Source organism: Carnobacterium sp. FSL W8-0810 (genome assembly GCF_038007125.1).
GTDB classification, from domain to species: domain Bacteria; phylum Bacillota; class Bacilli; order Lactobacillales; family Carnobacteriaceae; genus Carnobacterium_B; species Carnobacterium_B inhibens.
Window position 1 is genome coordinate 18,429 of sequence record NZ_JBBOWO010000004.1, and the last position, 23,788, is coordinate 42,216.

The 23,788-nt window shown below is 32.9% G+C and carries 16 protein-coding genes; 12 read left to right on the top strand and 4 right to left on the bottom strand.

The annotated features are described in order from the left end of the window. The first annotated feature begins 182 nt into the window (after positions 1 to 182). From NST49_RS12195 to NST49_RS12210, 4 genes are all read left to right on the top strand, one after another. Positions 183 to 1,805 carry a type I restriction-modification system subunit M gene (locus NST49_RS12195; protein ID WP_341049003.1) on the top strand — a complete coding sequence of 541 codons (1,623 nt, stop codon included), beginning with the start codon at positions 183 to 185 and terminating at the stop codon, positions 1,803 to 1,805. Then, positions 1,795 to 3,000, top strand: coding sequence for a restriction endonuclease subunit S (locus tag NST49_RS12200; protein WP_341049006.1), 1,206 nt, complete (start codon positions 1,795 to 1,797; stop codon positions 2,998 to 3,000). The genes NST49_RS12195 and NST49_RS12200 overlap by 11 nt, the downstream gene beginning before the upstream one ends. 29 nt (positions 3,001 to 3,029) lie before the next feature. Then, positions 3,030 to 6,071 (top strand): type I restriction endonuclease subunit R, encoded by a 3,042-nt coding sequence (locus NST49_RS12205; protein WP_445662734.1) that lies wholly within the window; start codon positions 3,030 to 3,032, stop codon positions 6,069 to 6,071. A 98-nt stretch (positions 6,072 to 6,169) separates the two neighbouring features. Further along, positions 6,170 to 7,177: a DNA/RNA non-specific endonuclease gene (locus NST49_RS12210; protein WP_341049010.1), complete on the top strand. Its 1,008-nt coding sequence runs from the start codon at positions 6,170 to 6,172 to the stop codon at positions 7,175 to 7,177. Positions 7,178 to 7,253: 76 nt separating this feature from the next. Here the strand turns inward: NST49_RS12210 and NST49_RS12215 are convergent, their stop codons facing one another. The 4 genes from NST49_RS12215 to NST49_RS12230 all read right to left on the bottom strand — a co-directional run bounded on the left by NST49_RS12215 (position 7,254) and on the right by NST49_RS12230 (position 11,581). Beyond that, positions 7,254 to 8,924 carry a reverse transcriptase domain-containing protein gene (locus NST49_RS12215; protein WP_341049012.1) on the bottom strand — a complete coding sequence of 557 codons (1,671 nt, stop codon included), beginning with the start codon at positions 8,922 to 8,924 and terminating at the stop codon, positions 7,254 to 7,256. Between the two features lie 489 nt (positions 8,925 to 9,413). Then, a complete protein-coding gene (locus tag NST49_RS12220; protein ID WP_341049014.1) occupies positions 9,414 to 10,139 on the bottom strand; it encodes a Fic family protein in 726 nt (241 codons plus the stop codon). A gap of 183 nt (positions 10,140 to 10,322) precedes the next feature. Further along, positions 10,323 to 10,733 (bottom strand): hypothetical protein, encoded by a 411-nt coding sequence (locus NST49_RS12225; RefSeq protein WP_034536146.1) that lies wholly within the window; start codon positions 10,731 to 10,733, stop codon positions 10,323 to 10,325. A 29-nt stretch (positions 10,734 to 10,762) separates the two neighbouring features. Continuing rightward, complete coding sequence (locus NST49_RS12230) at positions 10,763 to 11,581, bottom strand: ParA family protein (RefSeq protein WP_007723335.1); 819 nt, start codon at positions 11,579 to 11,581, stop codon at positions 10,763 to 10,765. A gap of 1,542 nt (positions 11,582 to 13,123) precedes the next feature. Between NST49_RS12230 and NST49_RS12235 the strand changes: the two genes are divergently transcribed. From NST49_RS12235 to NST49_RS12270, 8 genes are all read left to right on the top strand, one after another. Then, a complete protein-coding gene (locus tag NST49_RS12235; protein ID WP_341049020.1) occupies positions 13,124 to 13,960 on the top strand; it encodes an AraC family transcriptional regulator in 837 nt (278 codons plus the stop codon). 290 nt (positions 13,961 to 14,250) lie between these two features. Then, complete coding sequence (locus NST49_RS12240) at positions 14,251 to 15,522, top strand: ABC transporter substrate-binding protein (protein ID WP_341049022.1); 1,272 nt, start codon at positions 14,251 to 14,253, stop codon at positions 15,520 to 15,522. A gap of 64 nt (positions 15,523 to 15,586) precedes the next feature. Further along, positions 15,587 to 16,519, top strand: a complete 933-nt coding sequence (locus NST49_RS12245; protein ID WP_445662733.1) for a carbohydrate ABC transporter permease — start codon at positions 15,587 to 15,589, stop codon at positions 16,517 to 16,519. Between the two features lie 12 nt (positions 16,520 to 16,531). Continuing rightward, positions 16,532 to 17,359: a carbohydrate ABC transporter permease gene (locus NST49_RS12250; RefSeq protein WP_341049024.1), complete on the top strand. Its 828-nt coding sequence runs from the start codon at positions 16,532 to 16,534 to the stop codon at positions 17,357 to 17,359. A gap of 18 nt (positions 17,360 to 17,377) precedes the next feature. Next, entirely contained in the window at positions 17,378 to 18,820 is a 1,443-nt protein-coding gene (gene gtfA / locus NST49_RS12255) for a sucrose phosphorylase (RefSeq protein ID WP_341049027.1), read from the top strand. Positions 18,821 to 18,848: 28 nt separating this feature from the next. Then, entirely contained in the window at positions 18,849 to 21,041 is a 2,193-nt protein-coding gene (locus tag NST49_RS12260; protein ID WP_341049029.1) for an alpha-galactosidase, read from the top strand. 557 nt (positions 21,042 to 21,598) lie between these two features. Beyond that, positions 21,599 to 21,805, top strand: coding sequence for a hypothetical protein (locus NST49_RS12265; protein ID WP_034536311.1), 207 nt, complete (start codon positions 21,599 to 21,601; stop codon positions 21,803 to 21,805). Next, positions 21,789 to 23,645, top strand: a complete 1,857-nt coding sequence (locus NST49_RS12270) for an ArdC-like ssDNA-binding domain-containing protein (RefSeq protein WP_341049034.1) — start codon at positions 21,789 to 21,791, stop codon at positions 23,643 to 23,645. Before NST49_RS12265 ends, NST49_RS12270 begins: the two co-directional genes overlap by 17 nt. Positions 23,646 to 23,788 lie beyond the last annotated feature (143 nt).

Genomic DNA, 23,788 nt, shown 5'->3' on the forward strand with positions numbered 1-23,788 from the left:
GGTTAAAAAGAATAAAAAAACTACTCTTATTTCTACATATGAGAGCTATAATAGTAGAAGCGAGTAGATTATTTAATTAAATATATATATAGAATAAACAGAAAAAAAAGGCATGTAATTTATCGAATTAATAAAGAGTTGAAAATGAAACTAGACTAGATTAAAGAGGAGACACTTACATAATGACAGAGAGAATAGAAAAAAGCTCAACAACTTTGTATCAAGCTCTATGGAATTCAGCGGATATCTTGCGTTCAAAAATGGATGCAAACGAATATAAAAGTTATTTATTAGGATTGGTCTTTTATAAATACCTTTCAGATAACATGCTTCGCTATGTGTCAGTATTACTAGAAGAAGAAACAGAAGATTTACAAGTAGCTCAACGTTTATATGTAAAAGCCTGTGAAGATAGTGACATAAAAGAAGATCTATTAGAAGAATTGCAAGATGAATTTTCTTATACTATTGAACCTCAATTAACGTTTACAGCACAAGTTAACGCTATTCATGATGGTTCTTTTCAATTAGAAGATTTAGTACAAGGATTTCGCGATATCGAGCAATCTAGCGAAATTTTTGAAAACCTTTTTGAAGACATTGATTTGTATTCTAAAAAATTAGGCGTATCGCCACAAAAACAAAACAAAACGATTGCGGATGTTATGAAAGAATTATCTGTTCTTAATATGGCTGGTCATGCAGGGGATGTGTTAGGGGATGCTTATGAGTACTTAATCGGTCAATTTGCTTCTGAATCCGGTAAAAAAGCGGGAGAATTTTATACGCCTCAACCTGTTGCAAAATTGATGACTCAAATCGTTCTACAAGGAAAAGAAAATCAAAAAGGATTTTCTGTTTATGATCCGACAATGGGATCAGGTTCTTTATTATTAAATGCCAAAAAATATTCGAATGAATCTGGAACGATTTCTTACTTTGGACAAGAACTCAATACCTCAACTTACAACTTAGCACGAATGAACATGATTCTTCATGGTGTATCAACAGCAAATCAAGATCTTCGTAATGCGGATACGTTGGATCAAGACTGGCCAACAGAGGAGCCGACCAACTTCGATGCTGTTCTTATGAATCCACCTTATTCCGCCAATTGGTCAGCGGATAAAGGCTTTTTAGAAGACGTTCGTTTTTCAACCTATGGAGTATTAGCACCAAAATCAAAAGCAGACTTTGCTTTCTTATTGCATGGGTATTATCACCTGAAAGATTCTGGTGTTATGGCGATTGTCTTGCCACATGGGGTACTCTTTAGAGGTGGTGGAGAAGGAAAAATCCGTAAAGTATTATTAGAGAACGGTGCAATCGATACGGTTATTGGTTTACCCGCTAATATTTTCTTTAATACGTCTATTCCAACGACTGTTATTATCTTGAAGAAAGACCGTCCAACTAAAGATGTTTTATTTATTGACGCTTCTCAAGGATTTGAAAAAGCAAAGAATCAAAATACCTTAACGGATGAACATATTGATACTATCTTAGAAGCTTATGCTAAAAGAGAAAATAAAGAGAAGTATGCTTATGTAGCAGGATTTGAAGAGATTGTAGAAAATGACTACAACTTAAATATCCCTCGTTACGTAGATACCTTTGAAGAAGAGGAAGACATTCCGTTAGAAACGATTTCTACAACGATTCAACAAACAAAAAAAGACTTAGCTCATGCGGAAAGTGAGTTATTTGGTATGTTAAACGAGTTGCATGGAACAACAGAAGATGCAGATAAGGAATTGCAGGAGTTTATTTCGAAGTTGATGAATGATGGTGATAATGTTGAATAAAGAAAAGCAGACTCCTAAAATCAGGTTTGATAAATTTAATTTGGATTGGGAAAGAGTAAAGTTAGGGGATGGAACGTCTAGAATTGGTGATGGACTTCATGGTACTCCTCAATATTCTGAGAAAGGAAATATAGCATTTATAAATGGAAACAATTTAGTAAATGGAAAAATTGTTATCACTAAAAAAACAAAATTTGTACAAGAGGAACAACAATCAAAGAAAGATAAATTATTAAATAGTAACACAATATTAATGTCTATAAATGGTACTATAGGCAACCTAGCTTATTATGCTGGTGAAAAAATCATGTTAGGAAAGAGTACTTCTTTTTTAGAAGTTACTAGATTTAATAAAAACTTTATGTATCAATTACTTCAAACAAATAAAATAAAAAGTCATTTCTTAAATAATCTTACTGGATCAACTATTAAAAATTTAGGATTGAAGACTATAAGAGAAACGCCTTGTTCAGTTCCAACACTGGAAGAACAAATTAAAATCGGTTATCTATTTAAACAGTTAGATGATATCGTAACACTTCAGCAACAACTTCTTAACGACCATAAGCAACTGAAAAAAGCTATGCTGCAAAAGATGTTTCCGCAAAAAGGAGAAAGTGTTCCAAGAGTTAGGTTTGCTGGGTTTGTTAGTAAATGGAATGAAGACAAAATAGAAAATCTTCTTATTGAAAGAAATGAACGTTCAGGAGAAGGAGAATTAATTTCGGTAACGACTAATTTTGGAGTAGTAAAAGCAGCAGATCTAAAAAGAACAGATAACTCAAGTAAAGATAAATCGAATTACAAAAAAGTTGAAAAAGGTGATATTGCATATAATTCGATGCGCATGTGGCAAGGTGCAAGTGGATTATCTAAATATACAGGTATAGTAAGTCCTGCGTATACGATTATAATTCCTAAAGAAAATGTGTCTCCATTATTTATTTCTTATTTATTTAAGTTACCTAGTATAATTCAAACTTTTCAAGCAAATTCTCAAGGTCTAACGTCTGATACTTGGAATTTAAAATACCCTATGTTAAAAAAAATAAAAATCAAGGTACCAGAACTTAAAGAACAACAAAAAATTAGTATATTCTTCAAACAACTAGATAAGACTATTGATTTTCACGAAAAAAAATTAGAAACCTATCGAGAACTGAAGAAAGCAATGCTACAAAAAATGTTTGTTTAAGACTAAGGAAATGAGGCGAGTGGATGGCTATCACGTTTACTTCTGAATCAGAGTTGGAACAAAATCTCATTAACCAATTGATTAGTGGAGATTCGCAATGGACCTATCGAAAAGACTTAAACACAGAAGAAAAATTATGGGTGAACCTTAGAGAAAAACTAGAACGAAACAATAAAGATGTATTAAATGGAGTAAACCTGACGGAACAAGAATTCCGTCAGGTTCAAAACCAATTAACCTTTGCGAACTTCTATGACGCAGCTAAATGGTTGGCTGGTGAAAATGGCGTTGCGAAAGTCCAAGTCCAACGCGAAGATGCGTCTCTTGGAACAGTTCGTTTGAAAGTATTAAACCGAGCAGATATAGCGGGTGGCATGTCTTCTTATGAAGTGATTAACCAATTTCAGAGTTTTAAACAAAGCGCAGACGATCGTGATCGACGTTTTGACGTCACGTTGTTGATCAATGGCTTGCCGCTGATTCATATTGAACTAAAAAATAGAGCCCATTCTTACATGGATGCTTTTAGACAGATTAAAAAGTACTTAATACAAGGCAAGTTTAACGGGATATTTTCAGCGCTTCAAATGTTTATTGTATCGAATGGCAGCGATACACGCTACATAGCTGCTGCACAAGATACAAAATTAAATGAGCAATTTTTATCGACTTGGGTGGATTCAAAAAATGACCCTATTACGAGTTATTTAGACTTTGCTGAACACGTTTTATCGATTCCACAAGCCCATAAGATGGTAACTCAATACACGGTTATCGATAGCGATAAAAAAGCGCTGATTTTATTAAGACCGTATCAAATACATGCTATTGAAGCGATTAAACAAGCCTCAAAACGACAAGAATCAGGGTATGTCTGGCATACAACGGGTTCAGGTAAGACGTTGACGTCGTATAAAGCAGCTCGTAACTTGTTGCAAATTCCCTCATTAGATAAAACCATTTTTATCGTTGACCGTGTCGATTTAGACCAACAAACCACTTCATCTTTTACTTCTTATGCAGAAAATGATGTGGTCCAGATCGACGAGACGGATAACGTCAGTGATTTGATTAAAAAATTACTCTCAGCTGATCGCTCGGTCATTGTGACGACGATTCAAAAATTAAACCATGTTATGAAACGATTTGAAGGAAAAGAATCGACTCCACGATATAAAAAATTAAAACACTTGCATATCGCTTTTGTAGTTGATGAATGCCACCGTGCAGTCTCCCCACAAAAGAAGAAAGAAATCGAACAATTTTTCTATCAGTCTCTTTGGTATGGGTTTACTGGTACGCCTATTTTTGCTGAAAACGCCAAACAAGCTTTAGGAAACTTAGCGCGCACAACAAAAGAACAATATGGCAGCAGCCTACATGAATACACCGTTAAAGAAGCGATTCACGACAAAGCTGTCTTAGGCTTTCAAATTGAATACAAAAGTACTTTTTCAGATGATGAGTTAGACGATTTGATAGTAAAGCTAGATCTAAGTATAGACTTAGCGAGTTTATCTGAACAAGAAAAGGAACGCATGATTCCAAAATCCGTTTATGAAGATGAAAAGCACATGTTAGAAGTCATTCATTCGATTGTAAACAAATCTCGACGAAAATTAGGCTTTCAAAATGGTCCAGGTAAAACGTACAATGCTGTGTTAACGACATCTTCTATTGCACAAGCCCAACGTTACTATGAGTTGTTTAAAAAAGTGGTTGCTGAAGAAACACCAGTAACGATTCATGATAAAACCAAAAGTGTTTTACCTAACTTTCCAAGAGTGGCGATTACTTATTCGATTTCTGAAAACGAGGAAACGTCTGTTACTAATCAAGATAAGATGACGGAAGCCATTAAAGATTACAATGAGATGTTTGATACCTACTTTTCTATCGAGACCATGCGGGCGTACAATAAAAACGTCAATGATCGTTTAGCACGAAAGCAAGAAAAATACTTATTTAGAAAAGAACAATTGGATTTAGTCATTGTAGTGGATCGTTTGTTAACAGGATTTGATGCGCCTTGTTTATCAACGCTTTTTATTGATCGTGCACCGATGCAACCACATGACTTGATTCAAGCTTTTTCAAGAACCAATCGGTTATTTGATCGTTCTAAACATTTTGGACAAGTTGTTACGTTTCAAACCCCTGCTTTATATACGCAGAAAGTAAAGGATGCTCTTGTGCTGTATTCAAATGGAGGAGAGAACGAGTTATTAGCACCCGTCTTCGAAGAAGCCCATCAGGCCTTTAAAGATGCTTTAGTAGGCTTAAGAAAAATCGCTCCTTCACCAGAATTTGTGGATAAATTAAGTTTAGGACAAAAGAAAAAGTATGCGAAAGCCTTTCAAGAAGTAGACAAAGCTTTTGCGGCTATTCAAGTGTATACGGAATATGAGGAAGCAGAGCTAGAAAAAGAGTATCGAGTCACAGTAGAAGAGATAGAACACTACCATGGAAAGTATGAAAACGTCCTAATAGAAATAAAACCAGATGATCCTGAAAAAATAGACGACCCAATAGATATGGATATGGAATATGAGCTAGAATCTGTTAAAACAGAAGATATCAATTATGAGTATATTTTGCTCTTGATTCAGGCATTGGTTCCAACATATATAGAATCTGAAATCAGTTCCGAACTAGAGTCTGATTCAGAAGAAATTGATAGCTACATCAACGATTTGAAACGGACTAATCCAAAACTTGCAGAGTTAATGGAACAATTATGGAAAGATATTCAAGAAGAACCAGAACAGTACCGTGGCAAGCAAGTCTCTAGTCTATTGGAAGAAATGATTCAAGAAGCGATCGCTTACCAAGTAAATCGTCTTTCAAAAGAATGGGCGATGAAAGAGAGCGTCTTAACTTTTTACGTCAATCATTATAACCCTAAAAAAGAAAGACAAAACGGGGAATCTGAATTAAAACGAACAAGTGATTATGAGGCATATAAAGCTACGACAGAAAATCCTGTAAAACGGTTAACGTATTGGAGAGAAATAAAGAACGCTGTTGCAGATATGATTAGCGAAACGATTTTACCTTTACGCAAACCTTAGTTTAACAACGTAAGACTAGAAATAAATGAATAAAATAAACGTTCGTTAATTAACGAGCGTTTAAAAATGAAAAATATACAACGTTTAGGAGCAATGAAATGATTGTCAAAAAACACATACTTTCCTTTTTGATTGCTACTTCTCTTTTGCTAGGGGCTTGTAGTCCTTTAGTAGAAGAGAATGGAACAGAAGAAAGTTATTTAGGCACAGAAACAACAGCAAAGAGTAGTCAAACGAGTGAGAGTACAGAAGTAAAAAAAGAGAGCAGTTCTGAAGCAGCTTCTTCCAGTCAAACTGAAGGTACAAAAGAACAATCCGTTAAGGAAAGCCAGACTGAAGAAGTAGCATCAGAGGAACCGATAGATGGCTACAAAACGATTAGTGTTGACGGTGGCGACTTATCAGGGCATAGAGAACCAAATGTACGTGTTAATATTGGTTTTGATGATCGAGAGTATTGGGGATTTACCAATGAATATGGACAACTTGTGCGTGTAATAGCAGACGAAATCATCCTTCAAGAGGACACTACTGAACCTGTTACATCCGATGGCCGGTATTATTCTGATGAAGCGAAAGTTCCTGGAGTGGAAAGTTCTACCCTAGACGAAGGACACGTTATTGCGGATTCTTTGGGTGGGGTGTCTAACGCCTACAATATCACTCCACAAGATAGTGTATTGAATAGACATGGGGATCAGGCCTATATGGAACGAAATATTCGTCAAGCAGGCGGAGCGACAAACTTTGAGGCCATTATCACTTATTCTGACACTGAAACACAGATTCCAAGCAAGTATAGGTATACGTATACTATACTTGGGAATGAAATTGTTGACGAATTTCAGAACGGAAATCCTGATGAATACAACAAAGAGCAAGGGTTAACAACAAGTGAGTCAACTGAAAGTGAACCCTCATCAGAAAGTTCTATTGTAGAACCAGAAAAACCTAGTGGAGACATTTCTTCAGTCGATACAAATAATAATGGAATGGTAACAATTAAAGAAGCAAAAGATGCTGGCTTCTCTATGCCTATTACAAAAGACCACTGGCTTTATATTTACATGCGTGATAACGATGGTGATGGAATGGTAGGAGAATAATAAAATTTGAGAATTATTTTACAGGCAGGTCATGTATCTAATCTTTATAAGATACGTGACCTGCCTGTTTTTTATATTATTTTTTTTCTTTTTCTGAAATTAAGGTTTTTATTTCTTCTATTGGTATAATTTGCGGCGGAACAGAAGTGCCACGAACGGCAATTCCAACTGCTTCATCTTTTGAATTTACCACAGGACCGCCACTGTTTCCTTCAAAAATATTTTGAGATATCTCATACCTGATATTTTTTTTATAGTGAACTTTCCTATCTATATTTCCATCAGTTATTTTTATTTCATCGTTATAAGAATATTCAGGAAATCCTAATAAGCGAACAAAATCATCTTTTTTTATAGACTCATTTGAAGCTATTATACCTACATTATTTATATCAATATTCTCGGGTTCTAGAATAACAATATCTTTTTCAATATCATAATATATTATTTTAGCAAAATAAGACACTTGATAGCTATTCCACTTAAAATACCTAATATTGTATTCCTTACCAATAATATTCATACCAAGTTCAATAAGATCTATAACATATTCTAATACATGATAATTAGTTATTAAACCAACACCTTGTAGATAAAATGCAGTACCTTGGCCATAGGCTGTATCTAACATATTAGATTTTTTGTCAAAATAGAATATATCATTATCACCGCTATCAACAATGAAAACGTTATCATCATAGAAATTATTAGATAACACTATTTTAATGGGCTTTATCTTAGTTCTTGAAATGTCAACAACTAATTTATTAAATCTAAGCGCTAACTTAATGAAGACAGAATCAGTGGATCCTTTTACGTGTCCTACATGTGTAATCATACCTTTTAGTACTTTAAACATATCTATTTTATCAGAGTATTTTTTATTTCTAAATGGATATTGTTCTTTAAATTTTTGAATAGGTATATCTAAGTTATCAATATTTTGCTCCAAAGAATGAAGCATAGCTCTAATTCTACGTATGTATGTTCTTCGTACATTTAATTTTTTATTTACTGTTATACCAGTAACTTCTTGATGTTCTGTATATCTTTGAAATCTTACTTTATCATTATTAATAATAAAACCATTATCGGTTATAATTTTTGTTAAATGAGTTGATAAAACAGGTAATTCACTCTTGTATTCCATGATTTGGCTTGTGAATGGTAGGTTAGATGAAAGAGTTATATCATCTGCATACCTAGAATACCTAGCTGTGGGCATTTTTCTTACGTAACTTGTCAAATCTTTATCCATAGTTTTTGCTATAATGTTAGAAACAATTGGAGATGTAGGAGCTCCTTGAGGTAAATAACCATCTGGATGACAACAAATATTTGCTAGAGTATAAGCAACTTTTAGATTTAATTTAAAATAACGAATAAACATATTACTCACACGTCCATAAGAGATATTTTTAAAAAAATTCTCTAGATCAAGGTTTATAATATATTTTCTATCAATATGAATCTGTGCATTAGTAAGAATATCTTTTTCTGGAACAAATCCATGTGCATTAATATGAGAAGAAAAATTTTCATAAATTATATTTTTTAGTTTTATCTGTATTACCATCAAAGAGTCTGATGGTTTATGTATTTTTCTTTTAGAACCATTTTTCTTCAAAATTTCAAATTCAGTATAATTTTTTCGTTTGTTGTAAACGATAATGTCTTTCAATTCTTCTTTAGTAACATTTAACATGGTTGCAACGTCTTCAAAATTTTTCAAACTTTTCAAATTCATATAATTTCCTCCAAATAAAAGAGTAAGGTACTCTTCCTATCCTACAATATACGATAAGCTGCCGATTAGCTAACATTACATGACAACTATTATGCTAATAGCTGCAGCTGGTCTTAGAAGTAGATAAAGTGTTGATTAGACAGCAGTTCCACCGTCCTAAATTCAGTATCCTTACTCGATACTTATTATAGACTTAAATTAGCAACTTTTAAAGGTCTATAATATTAGTCGTACTATTTGTAAAGGTATTTGTGAGTAATTATGGGAATAAGTTTTGGTAATTTTATAAAATCTGGTTTTATAAGGATTTCTATCTATTTCAATTTCTTTAAAAAAGATTACCAAAAACACTTGTATTTGGGAATCAGATTAATCACTTAATTAATCTCCTTTAAACATAACTACACACTAAAAAAATTGAAACGTCCTTAAAATGCTTCTGAGAGGCACTAAAAATCAAAAAAATTGAAGAATAAAAGCCTAAACAGCTTATTCTTCAATTTCTTTGATTTTTTCTTGATCCATATTTTTAAATGCTATCATTCGTTTAGTTTCTTTATCTAAGATTGATTTAGCAAAAGTTAAAAAGGAATCTACGTCTTGAGTTGCTAATAGTTCAACATACTGTGCTTTTGTCTCTTTTTCAATAATTAATGGAGGAAACCCTTCTTGTAGTAAAGAATAGTTCATCATCATTCGACCAGTTCGGCCATTCCCATCTGAGACTGGATGAATCCGTTCAAACTGAATATGAGTATCCAAAATAGCCGTTAATTTAGCTTCACTATTTTTAGATATGCTTAAACGATAATTTAAATTATCAATTAATTGAGAGACTAACAAGGGCGTTTCTTCTGGTGAAGTTGTTTGAAATTCAGCACCTAAAATCATATTTTCATTCTTTTTAAATTGACCTTTATCGTATTGTAAGCGATCTGTTAAATCAGCATGTATCTCTTTAATAATTGTGATAGAAAGGGACTCTTCATTTATTAAATGATTTATCATATGATCAAAAGCTTGCTTGTGATTCTCAATCTCATAAAATTCTCTAACTGTAGCGCCGGAACTAATTGGTAAAGTACCATTTACAATGATAGAAACGGTAGCAGGTAGAGAAATTGTATTTCCCTCAATCCCTGCCGAATGATGAGCTAATCGTACTAAAATGTCTTCAAAGTAGTCGCTAGTTATGGATTTGAAAAATTTATTCATTTGGAGGCCTCCTACATTTAATATCTACACAAAAGTATACTTACGCAAGCTATTCAACAGTGTCTGTGTGAGTATTTTTAAAATTCTAAGCTTAAAAGTCTTTTGTTATCTACGGATCTTTAAAGTTAACTATACAAAAGTATACTAGTATACTTTTGTATAGTTAACTTATTTTCTGCAAACTTATTTTTTTGAATGCTCGTAAAGATGTTCGTACATTTGATTGTAACCCTCTCTTTGACGGTTAGTTAAGCGTGCGTTTACATAACTTTCAATTAGCATTTGCATCATATCGTTTACAGTTGATTTATCCATTTCTTCTAACTCTTCAATAAAAGGTTTTAATGTATTTAGTCTTAGTAATACATCAGGAGATAATTTAGCTGTTTTTGTAGCTTTAAAAAAGTTTTCGGGTACCTTCTTCTCTTGTACTTTAAATTGTTTTTGAATTTGTGTTTTTTTGATTTCAATTGGAAGGTCATTTGGTGAATGGATAGGTGATCTTCCAAAGTCATTAGTTCCTTTTATGGATACATTTTTTTCTTGGAGACTACTTTTTTGTCTTTTGATAATTGGTTCAAATGACTTACTCATAAAATACTCCCTTCTCCCATTCTAAGCAGTTAAATATTTTCTAAATACGCTTCATGGTCGTTCAATTCATTTAAAACATCTATGAAAATTTGGTGAGCTTTTCCATCCCACATTTCTACTTTTCCATTTGCATTAGTGTTCATGTGAACACCTTCTACATCATATACTTTTAAACGTTCTTGGTAATTTACAATAGTATCAATAACATTGCTGCCATACATTTCTCTTGCTTGATCTAAAACTCTAGTATCCACTCGTCCACCTTGTCTTAACATCATAGGAATAATTCCAACAACTTGTAAGTGGGCATTATAGTTTTCTGATAAAAATTGCATGTAAGCAATATATGTTTGGGCTCCATCTAATGAGAGTTCTTGGGTTTGAAGAACAATAATACAATAATCGGCAGCTATCATAGCATTGTCTGAGTAATCAGATATCGTGGGTGGAACATCTATATAAATACGATCATAACTATTTTTGAAGGGCTCAATTAATTCTTTTAAATAAGAAATTTGAGCTATTTCATTATCTGGGTATTTATCAAAAAGAATCTTTGATAAATTTCTAAATGATGTATTTGCTGGTATCATATCTAAATTATCCATGACATGAACGATTTCATCGGTAAGGTTTCCATTTCGAAAACCATCAGTAATTGATTTTGATATGTTATCAAGATTTCCAGTTTTAGCAAGCACTCTAGTAGCATTGCCTTGAGGGTCCATATCAATAACTAAGATACGTTCCTTTAAATATGTAGCTGCTTCATATGCCAGCATAGTTACGGTTTTTGTTTTGCCAACCCCGCCCTTAAAGTTTCCAACAACATAAACTTTTCCGTTCATTTGTTTACCTCCTAATTTATACATAAGTATACTTATGTATAAATTTTACCATTTACAAACATAATATGCAACGGTATACTACTGCAAAAGTTACTTATGTGTAGATGTAACAAAAATGAAATATAAGCACAAGTATACCAGTATACTTGTGCTTAAGTTAAAAAGTATACTGGTATACTGGTATACTACGCACAAGTATACCAGTATACCAACGGATAAGTATACTAGTGTACTTGTGCATTATCCTTATAATTAAGTAAGATCACTGACAAAGTAACATTTTCCTATAAATTGTTTTCGATTAAATCCTATGAAAACTATACGATAGTATACCAGTATACCTTTGTATAGTTTTTTTAACATGTAAAAACCTTCAAACAAACTACGCGTTAGTATACTGGTATACTAACGTTTGTTTTATGCAGTATACTAGTATACTGTTGTATAGTTTGTTAATAGAAAAAAGCATTTACATCACATTTCAAGTACGTTAGGCTCGATATAACACTAAAATTAAATAAAAAAAAAGCCCCACGAATTGGCGTTCGTAGGACAACAAATTATTCTGATTTATGTATTGTCATTATACCAAGCACCTGGACAAATGGCAATTGGCTTTTTACCAACACAGGAGCCAAGCTGTGTGCGTGACAGCATTTAAGTAGACAGGTTAAGCATACGCCGCTGCAATAAGGAATGCTAGGAACAATCAAATAGGGTCGCTATATCCTCTATTGTTCTGAATGGTGACCACGACCGATTTGAACTGGTGGGGGCGGTAATCCAGGTCTGATTTAGACTGGTAGCTTAAAACAATACTCTTAGGGTGGATTTTAAGAGTGTTTTAAGCGTGTTGAGACAATAACACCGACGATATAGCATGTGAAGCAGGCTCCGACTCGATCCGAGGCTAGAACATACATAAAAGACACATTCGTACTCTAGTTCAGCTTAAATATATTTTTAGGCTTTGCTAGGGTACAACTATGCTCATCTCACCACTTTCTCTCACCTCGGCTAGCAAATGAGAACCATTAGTTCAACCACTTTTAGTGATTATCTAACTTAAATAACAAGAACGATCTCTTATCAATGTAACTAATTAAGGAAAAGTAACTTTGTTATACTGTAGATAAATTTTAAAACATGTTATAGAGAAAAAACAAATTAAGTTTGAGGGATTGTAATATGAAGACTTAATAATTTTTGAATTACATGAGTCAAATTATGCTAGACAGAATAGCTTGACTCATGTAATTCAAAAATACTTTCAATGGTGTTTGATAGTTCAACAAGTTAATGACATTGTAAATCATTGTTCTAGTTCATCTGAGGTACACTCCTATATGTCTTCTTTACTCGGAAACATATAGGAGTGTACCAAAATGGTTCTTTTATTTACCTAGCTTAATTTTACAATTGGAGTAATATCTTTAAGTTATAATAAAATAGAATGTTATTTTTAATAATAACTGCCATATAACACATTGAAATATTTACAATATCAAGTACCGATCTATAAAAAAGTTGGAGGAGAGTATAATGGATGAAGATTTCTTTCAAAAAAGTGAATTATATCAAGATTTGTATTATATTACTAAAGGAAGAGAAAAGTGCGCTCCAAACCATAATTTTGGCCCAAATATAAGAGAATACTACTTGATGCATATTATTTTAAATGGTAAAGGATACTTTGAAACAGAAACATCTAAATTTAATCTTTCTAGAGGCCAATTTTTTATTATCTTTCCTGATGAACAAACATTTTATCAAGCTGATGAAGAAGATCCATGGGAATATATTTGGTTTGGTTTTGATGGAAGGGTTGCAGAAGCTATATTAGCCTCTATGGGGGTGAATAGACAAATACCAATTGGATCAATAAATAAATTTGATGAGTCAAATTTATTTATTGAAGATATGGTAGGAATGGAACCGTTTGAGCATGAGAATCGTATACAATTACAAGGGATGCTCTATTGGTTAATTTCGCTTTTAGATTCTAAAACACGAAATAATACGATGAAGCCAATTGAAAAAATTAATAGAAAAATTGTATATACTTATGATGCTATTAATTTTATCAAACAAAATTATCAAAATGTAGACTTTTTGATTGGCGACATTTCTGATTATCTTTCACTGAATGATTCTTATTTAACGTCTATTTTTCGTAAAACTACTGGAAGAACCCTGCATGAATATTTAATTGATTATCGTATTCAAAAAAGTAGAGAATATCTTGAGACAACTGATTTTAATGTTAGGGAAGTTGCGGAAAAGATAGGATATAAGAATTCACTAAGCTTTACCCGTGTATTTAAAAGGAAAATCGGCATGACACCTACGGAATATAAAAAAATGACTAAAAAGAGGTAAAGTAAGTACTATTTATATATGAGGAACTGAGGCGATACTGTCTCAGTTTTTTAATTTTTATATTGAAAAGCAAGTTATTAGCTAATAACTAGTCAATTTAACTTTATTCAAGAATCTATAATACTGTATGCTTTAAGAAGACTAGATATATTTTTTTAACCATAATTATTTGTTAAGATAACAACAACAAAGATAATAAAGCGTTTTCAAATAAAATCAACAAAATAGTACAGTATGTCGACTTATACTATTTTGTTGATTATTTCATTAAATAAAAAGGAGATAAGAATATGTTTACAAAAAAAGGCATGAAAAGAAAAATTGCTTTAACATTAGGTTTATCATTATTTTTAGCAGCTTGTGGAAATGAAGATAGCACAGCAAATGGAAAAGATGTTACTTTAACTTACAGTATTTGGGATGCAATACAAGAACCGGGTATGCAAGCAATAGCTGATGCTTTTGAAGAAGAAAATCCAGAGATTAAAGTAAATGTTGAAGTAACACCTTGGGAGCAATATTGGACTAAACTGGAGTCTTCAGCTCAAGGGGGGAGCATGCCTGATGTATTTTGGATGCATTCAAATGAAATTGCTAATTATTCAGAAGGTAATGTACTTATGGATTTGTCAGAAACATTTGAGAATTCTGAAAATGTAAGTATAGAACAATTTCCAGAAGAATTAGTTGAACTTTACTCAGCTGAAGACAAATTATTAGGTGTGCCTAAAGATTACGATACGATAGGACTTTGGTATAATAAAGCTTTATTTGATGAAGCGGGAATAGAATATCCAGATGGAAATTGGACTTGGGACGATTTATTAGTAGCTGCTCAAGAATTGACAGATGAAGAAGCAGGAGTTTATGGGATTTTGGCTCCTTTAAATCGTCAAGAAGGTTATCATAACTTTATTTATCAAAATGACGGATATGTGATATCAGAAGATAAAACAGAGTCAGGATTTAGAAATGAAGAAACAGTTGAAGCAGTTCAATGGTATGCAGATTTAAGTGTAAAACATAATGTTTCTCCGACCCAAAACCAATTTGCAGACAATAGCAATTTAACATTTTTCCAATCAGGTAGAGGAGCAATGGCTTTCTTTGGTTCATGGATGACTGCAGAAATGGCTAATAATGAATATACAGCAGAAAATGTAGATGTAGCACCACTACCTCAAGGAGAAAAACAAGCAACTATTTTCAATGGGCTAGCTAATTCAGTTGCAGAAAATACTGAATATCCTCAAGAAGCACAAAAATTTGTTGAATTTCTTTCTTCTGAAAAAGCAATGAAAATTCAAGGAGAAAATGGAAGTGCTATACCTGCTTTAGAAGGGATAGACACAACTTTTAATGAGGCTTATCCAGAATTTAATACACAGATTTTTATTGATCAAATGGAATATGGTGTCATTAAACCCTACACTAACCAAACAACTAGATGGGAAAATATCGAAAATGAACAGTTGATTCCAGTTTTTGCTGGCGAAAAAAGTACTGATGAAGTTGCAGAAGATATTGCTGATCAAGTTGAAGATATATTAGCTGACGAATAAAATTTTTAAAGAGTGCCACTTATGCATTCATAGGTGGACACTTTTTTGAAGGAGGCAATACTCTATGAATGAGCATGTACTAGAAGAAAAACAAACTACAATGAAAAAACAAACTTCTAAAAAAAATAAAAACACATACCTGTGGGGATGGTTACTTATTGCTCCAACAGCAATAGGGTTAATTGTGCTCAATATTATACCAGTATTCCAGACATTATTAATGAGCTTTCAAAACGTTAGTACATTTGGAACGTCTGCTTTTGTTGGTTTAGATAACTATATAAGAATGTTTTCAGATGCTGAGTTTTGGCAATCCTTAAGAAATACATTAATTTATACAGTAATACAGGTTCCATTCACAGTCATTCTTTCCACGATAGCAGCTGTCCTAGTAAATACTAAATTAAAGGGTGTAGGAATTTATCGTGTTATTTACTTCTTACCTATGATTGCTGCTCCTGCAGCGGTAGCAATGGTCTGGAGATGGTTGTACAATTCTGAATTCGGGTTGATTAATATTGCACTCGGTTACTTTGGTTTAGAAAATGTACAATGGCTTTCGGATCCTAATGTAGTCTTGTGGTCAATTATCATTGTAGGTATCTGGTCAAATATCGGCTATAATATGATTCTTTTATTGGCAGGGTTGCAGGAAATCCCCCAAGAATATTATGAAGCAGCGACCGTTGATGGGGCAGGGAAGATTCGTCAATTCTTTCAAATCACAGTGCCATTACTAACTCCTCAATTATTCTTTGTGTTAGTGACAAGTGTGATTAGTGCTTTGCAGATATTCGATGTTATATTTATCATGTTTGACGTAACTAATCCATCTTTAAATAAAGCTCAATCACTAGTGTATATGTTCTTTAATGAATCATTTGTTTTAAATGATAAAGGATATGGATCTGCTGTAGTTATGGTGTTAGTTGTTATTATCATGATTATCACAGCAATCCAATTAATTGCTCAGAAAAAATGGGTTACTTACGATTAAGGAGGTAAAATAATGCATAACGAACCAACTAAAAAATCTAAACTATTTATTCATATCGTATTAATCATTGGATCTATTATTATGATTTTGCCTTTTGTCTGGATGTTTTTAACTTCAGGAAAAACGATACCAGAAACGACCTCAATTCCGCCTACTATTTTACCGGAGAGTTTTCAATGGGTGAACTATAAAAACGTCTGGAATGTGTTGCCATTTGTAGCTTTCTTTTTAAATACGGGGATTATGATTGTTGTGAGAGTAGTAACTTCTACTTTATTTAGTGCTATGGCTGCATTTGCTGTAGCTAAACTTGAATTCCCAGGGAAAAACTTGTTTTTTTGGATGGTCTTAACACAAATGATGATTCCATCTCAAATTTTTCTAACACCTCAATACCTTCTCGTACAAAATATCGGGATGTTGAATACAGTAACAGCATTAATCATCCCTGGTATAATTTCTGCTTTCGGAACGTTTTTATTACGACAATTTTTCATGAAATTGCCGGATGAATTAATGGAAGCAGCTACGATTGACGGAGCAAACATTTGGCAAGTCTTTGCTAAAATATATCTTCCATTAGCAAAATCTGGATTAGTATCTTTAGCGATTTTTACTACACTGTTTGCTTATAAAGATTTAATGTGGCCTTTGATTGTCAATATTTCTCAAGAAAAAATGACTCTTTCAGCAGGATTAGCTAGTCTGCAAGGACAGTTTACGTCAAATTATCCTCAATTAATGGCAGGCTCTGTTATTTCGATTATTCCAATGGTAATTTTATATATCATTTTTCAAAAGCAATTTATACAAGGAATTGCTAGTACTGGTGGGAAGTAAAGAAAGGAAACTTAGAATATGACAAGTATAAAAAATGAAGTAATGTTGATTACTTATCCAGATAGTCTAGGTAGTAATTTAAGAGATTTGAATGAAGTACTGAATAAACATTTAAAAGAAGTCATAGGCGGGGTTCATATTTTACCTTTTTATCCATCTTCTGGGGATCGTGGATTTGCGCCATTAGATTATACTAAAGTTGATGAATCATTTGGGACTTGGGATGATTTAAAACAGATTAGTACTTCCTTTTATACAATGTATGAATTTATGATCAATCATATTTCACGTCAATCTCATTACTTTCAAGACTTTATTGAAAATAATGAAAAATCGATGTATGCAGACTTTTTCATACGTTATTCAGAATATTGGCCAGAAGGAAAACCAACAGAAGAAGATATTGATTTAATTTATAAAAGGAAGCCAAAAGCTCCTTTTGTAAATATTGAATTTAAAGATGGAAGTACAGACCAAATCTGGTGCACATTTTCAGAAGAACAAATTGATCTTGATGTCCGTAAAAAAGCTACTCTTCAATTTATTAAAGAAATGCTTAGTTTTCTAGCAGAACAAGGAGTTTCAGTCGTAAGATTAGATGCTTTTGCATACGCAATAAAAAAATTAGATACAAATTGTTTCTTTGTTGAACCAGATATTTGGGAACTTTTAGATTATTGTAAAGATATACTGAATCAATATGATGTGAAATTACTTCCAGAAATTCATGAACATTATAGCATTCAACAAAAAATCGCTGAAAAAGGCTACCCAGTATATGATTTTGCACTACCGATGCTTGTGTTGCATGCATTATTCAGTGGAAAGGCCGATCGTTTAGCGCATTGGTTACGTATATGTCCTCGTCAGCAGTTCACTACATTAGATACTCATGACGGAATTGGAGTAGTCGATGTCAAAGATTTATTAACAGATGAAGAAATTGATTTTACGGTAAATTCACTTTATGAAAAAGGAGCCAATATAAAAAGAACATATAGCTCTGAAGCATATAACAACTTAGATATTTATCAAATCAACTGTACTTATTATTCAGCTCTTGGTAATGATGATCAAGCTTATTTGCTTGCACGAGCAATCCAATGTTTTGCTCCTGGTATTCCTCAAGTCTACTATGTCGGAATGCTAGCCGGTAAAAATGATATTGAGCTACTAGAAAACACAAAAGAAGGCCGGAATATCAATCGCCATTATTATTCCTTAGAGGAAATTGAAGAAGAAATTGAACGTCCAATTGTAAAAAGTCTATTCAAGTTATTTGAATTTAGAAATAAATCAAATGCATTCGATGGAGAAATAGATATTCGTACTTCTGATTCTCAATATTTAGAAATAGAATGGAGCAATAAAGATGAAAAAGCAACTTTAAGTATAAATCTTAGCTCAAAAGAATTTCATATTGTATCGGAAGAGAAAAAACAAAAAACAACTATATTTTAATAATGTATGTTGGAAATGAGGAGATATTATGCAAGTTCATTATAATAAAAGCAACCAAACGTTTCATTTATGCAATGAGTTCATCAGCTACGTAATAGCAATAGAAGAAGAGAAATACTTGGCTCATCATTACTGGGGGAAAAGAGTGAAAGATATAAAGTCTACTACTGATTATCCTCGTATAGATCGTTCATTTGCGCCAAATCCAGATGCCATTACACACAGAGAATTTTCACTAGCTGTTTTACCACAAGAATACCCAGGATCAGATATTGGAGATTTTCGAGAGCCAGCTTTTACTTATTCAGATGAAGCGGGATGGCGTGCAAATAATTTAGAGTATAATGGTTACGCTATTAAAGAAGGGAAACCTTCGCTACCAGGATTGCCACATACATATGCATCCGAAGCTAGCCAATCTAAAACCTTAGAACTGTATTTGCATGATAGTTTGACTGGAATGGTAGTAACATTGACGTATACTATTTTTGAGAAATATCCCGTAATTACACGTTCTGTACAATATCATAATAATGGAGAGAGTAAAGTTACTTTAAACCGTGCCCTTAGTATGTCAGTTGATTTCTCAGATTCTGACTATGAACTAATTCAATTACCAGGTGCTTGGGGAAGAGAACGGGAGTTAATTCGTTCTCCATTAGTACGCGGTATTCACACACTAGATAGTAAACATGGAACGACTGGTCATACCTATCAACCGTTTATGTCCTTGGTGAGACAGCAGACCACTGAAATGTCAGGAGAAGCATACGGCTTTCACTTAGTGTATTCTGGAGAATTTATCAGTAACATAGAAGTAGATTCTTATTCACAGACCCGATTGCAGATGGGAATTAGTCCAACACATTTTAATTGGGAATTAAATCCAGGAGAAAAATTCCAAACACCAGAAGCAGTCATGGTATATAGTGAAGAGGGATTAAATGGAATGTCTCAAACTTTCCATAAGTTATACCAAAATCATTTGATTAGGGGAAATCATCAATATAGTGAACGTCCTGTTCTAATCAACAACTGGGAAGGAACTTATTTTGATTTTACTGAAGAGAAAATAATAGACCTTGCTGATCAGGCATCTCAATTAGGTGTAGAATTATTTGTATTAGATGATGGCTGGTTTGGTAAACGAGATGATGACTATTCTTCTTTAGGAGATTGGTTTGTGTACGATAAAAAATTGCCTAAGGGACTTAAATCGTTGAGCGAAGCTATTCAAGCAAAGGGCATGAAGTTTGGTCTTTGGTTTGAGCCAGAAATGATTTCAGAAGATAGTGAAATATACCGCCAGCATCCTGATTGGTGTATTCATACCCCAGGACGTCCTAAGTCTAGAGGAAGAAGTCAGTTGGTACTTGATTTCAGTCGAAAAGAAGTACGAGAAAACATCTTAAATCAAATGAAACTTATTTTAGATGAAGTTCCTATTGATTACATTAAATGGGATTATAACCGTAACATGACAGAACTAGGTTCAGGTGGGTTAAATGCTATTCCTGGAGAAGTAGCACACCGATATATCTTAGGGTTATATGAAATATTGGAAGAATTAGTCAACGCTTATCCTAATATTCTCTTTGAAAGTTGTTCAGGAGGTGGTGGTAGATATGATCCCGGAATGCTTTACTACATGCCTCAAACATGGACAAGTGATAACACTGATGCAGTAGCACGATTAGAAATTCAATATGGAACAAGTATGGTATTTCCAATTAGTTCTATGGGTTCGCATGTATCAGCTGTGCCTAACCACCAAGTTAACCGAGAAACCAGTTTGAAAATGCGTGGGGATGTTGCGATGTCTGGAAATTTAGGATACGAATTGGATATCACACAGCTAACAATTGAAGAAAAACAAGAAGTAAAAGATCAAATTGATTTTTATAAGCAACATAGACAAGTTATACAATATGGAGACTTTTATCGTATTTTGAGCCCATTTGATGGAGCTAATCACACATCTTGGATATTTGTAGAGCCTAACAAAAAACAAGCTATTTTTTATTACTTCCAAATTATGGATAAAGCAAACAAAGCAGTTAAACGTCTTAAACTAGTTGGGCTCGATGTATCAAAAAAATATCAATTAGATGATGGCCGAATTTTAGGTGGGGATGAATTGATGTATCGTGGTATCTATTTGGACCCAGATTTATATGGAGATTATCAAAGTCAGCGAATAGTTTTGAAAGCAATCGAATAGCAATAAAAATAGCGAGCACTAAGTAAAAATGTGTTCGCTATTTTGTGTGGAAAATAAAAAAGTATACAGGTAATTTTCTGGGCTCTTATCAGTAAAAAAGATAAGACTTAATTATGATGCAACTAATTCTAAAGTAAATAGGAATGGAAAAATTATTATTTATTTCAGAGGAATAGGGATATAAAATCTATTTTTATTCGCTTTAAAAGATTCACTAATAATTTGTTGAGTTAATGCTAGATATGGAGTTGAAAAATTTATTCATTTGAAGAACTCCTACATTTAAAATCTACACAAAAGTATACTTACGCAAACTATATAAAATCATTTTTTTGAATGCTCGTAAAGATGTTCATACAATTGATTGTACCTTTCTCTTTGACGATTGGTTAAGCGTGCGTTTACATAATTTTCAATTAACAAAAGTACCCATAACCCTAATTAATTTTATAATTTGATTTTCTGAATCATAAAAGCTAGTTGTAGGCATATTTTTAGCCCTATAACTAGCTTTTATTTATGCTTAAAGAAGAATAGTCAAGAAAGGTGGGATGATTATGTCGAATCGTTTAGCGTTAGCTTTAAGAATTTTAGAAGGTAATAAAGTTCTTTTTTACCTTCCTGAAGAGAAAAAAGAAGTAGAAGTTCTGGTAGAAGGGTATATTTTTGCAGATCTCAAAGAAAATATAAACAATGAAGAAGGCTATTATTTACTTTTAGAAACAGAAGCTGATGGAGTTGTTGAGCATGGAGAACTCATCTAATACATTTCATAAATGGTTATTGGAAACGCTACACGAGAATGAGTTAGTGTTAGATTTAAAGGACATAACGCTAAAAAATGAGCTTCAGCATAGTTTACAAGTTTTGAATGATTTCTTAGTCGATGATTGGTTTAGTAGCGAAGAGGGTACTTCTATTTCCGATCAAGTTGAAATTAATTTAGACAAACAGAGAGAAAATCATCTTCAGAAAGATTTTCCGTTATTTATGACAGGAAACCTTGAATTAACGGTTTCTAAAAGTACAAAGAATAAAGCGTATCAAATTACAACGTTTAATTATACAGGAGCATTATCAGATCACCAGGAGAATTCACTAAAAGGCTGTTTGAAGTATTTGAAAGAAATAAATGCCTATCCTTTAGATAAACACCTGTCAAGCTACTTTAGCCAAGAGGGGAGTATAGCAATGGCCAACCAGTATAAAAAAATTTCAGAAGCTGAAAAGAAGAAAGAAATTGATCAACTAACCGAAAAAATGACTACACAAGTTCAAACATATACAGAAACTCCTGAACAGATGACGGAATTACTTAATTTTATGAGCCAGTTCAGAGATTACTCTATCCGGAATCAATTCATGATTCGCTCGCAGCATAAAGGAGCAAATGGAGTAGCATCCTATCAACGATTTAAAGAATTAGGCTTTCCAGTTCAAAAAGGAGAAAAAGGGATTAAAATTTGGGTTCCAATGACTGTTACCCAGTTTAAAACTAAAGATGGTGAATGGAAAAACCAAACGAAAGCAACGATAGAAGAAAAGGAATGGATAAAGAAAAATCAGTCTACAGATAACGTCAAAACATTTACGCGTTTTAAGTTAGGGACGGTTTTTGACGTGACACAAACACACGCGAAACCAGAAGATTATCCAGCTATTTTCCCAAATAAAAAGAATCAGTTTGATTTTGGAGGGAAAGACTTAGATTTATTGAATCAATCACTACTGGAGTATTCAAATAGCACTAATATTCCAATAATTAAAGAGCCGTTTCGTGATTCGGCTGCTAAGGGGTATTATATGCCGTCTACACATTCCATTACCCTTAATACTAAAAATACAGAAACCGAGAATATACACACGTTAATTCATGAATTAGCACATGCTGAGATGCATAATGATAAAAAATTGAAAAATAAAGAGTTAACTATGCAGGCAGCACCTGTTCTTGAATACCAAGCAGAAATGACAGCGTATGTAGTAGGGAAGTATTACGGACTAGATACAGAAAAGCATTCCTTACGTTACATATCCAATTGGACGGATAATTTAGAAAAAGTTGAGGATAAAATAAACTCTTTATCAGAAGTGAAAAAAGCTTCTGGAAAATTGATTGATCACCTAGATTTGATTATTGAACAAACAACCGAAAGTAAACAAGTACTGAGCCCCGACAAGGACGAAGTGATTGCTACAAAGTTAGGATTTTTGACAGATCAAAACAATCAAAATCAATACAAGCAATTAAAAGATACAAGTCTTAAAATAAACACCATTCAACTATTAAAAAATAACCCTAACGATAAGTTAACTCTTTATTCGATTGAACTTGTCTCTAAGGAACAGACATTTGATTATGTTATGGCTACGGGTAAAAATAAAAAAGAGATTGCAACCACTTGGGTAGGAGAAAAGACAGCTGATGAATGGTTAAAAGAAGACGTTAAATATCGCGTGTTAGATAAGGATCTGAATCAAGAATTGAATACGGAAAAAATAAAGGATTTAATTAAACTAACCGAAAATGAAAAAGTACCGATGAATATTTTTTCAACTCAATTTAACTCAAATACTAAGAAAGTATCTTCTCCATCATTATGAAAATAATTATTAATTTTAAAATTAAATGAGTAAGGTTAAAAGGATGGAAAAACTGTTACCAATCAGTTATTCCATCCTTTATTTTTTTTATTGCTATCAAAGGATTGAAAAAAATTGAATGTATCCTTTTGTAACTATATGTA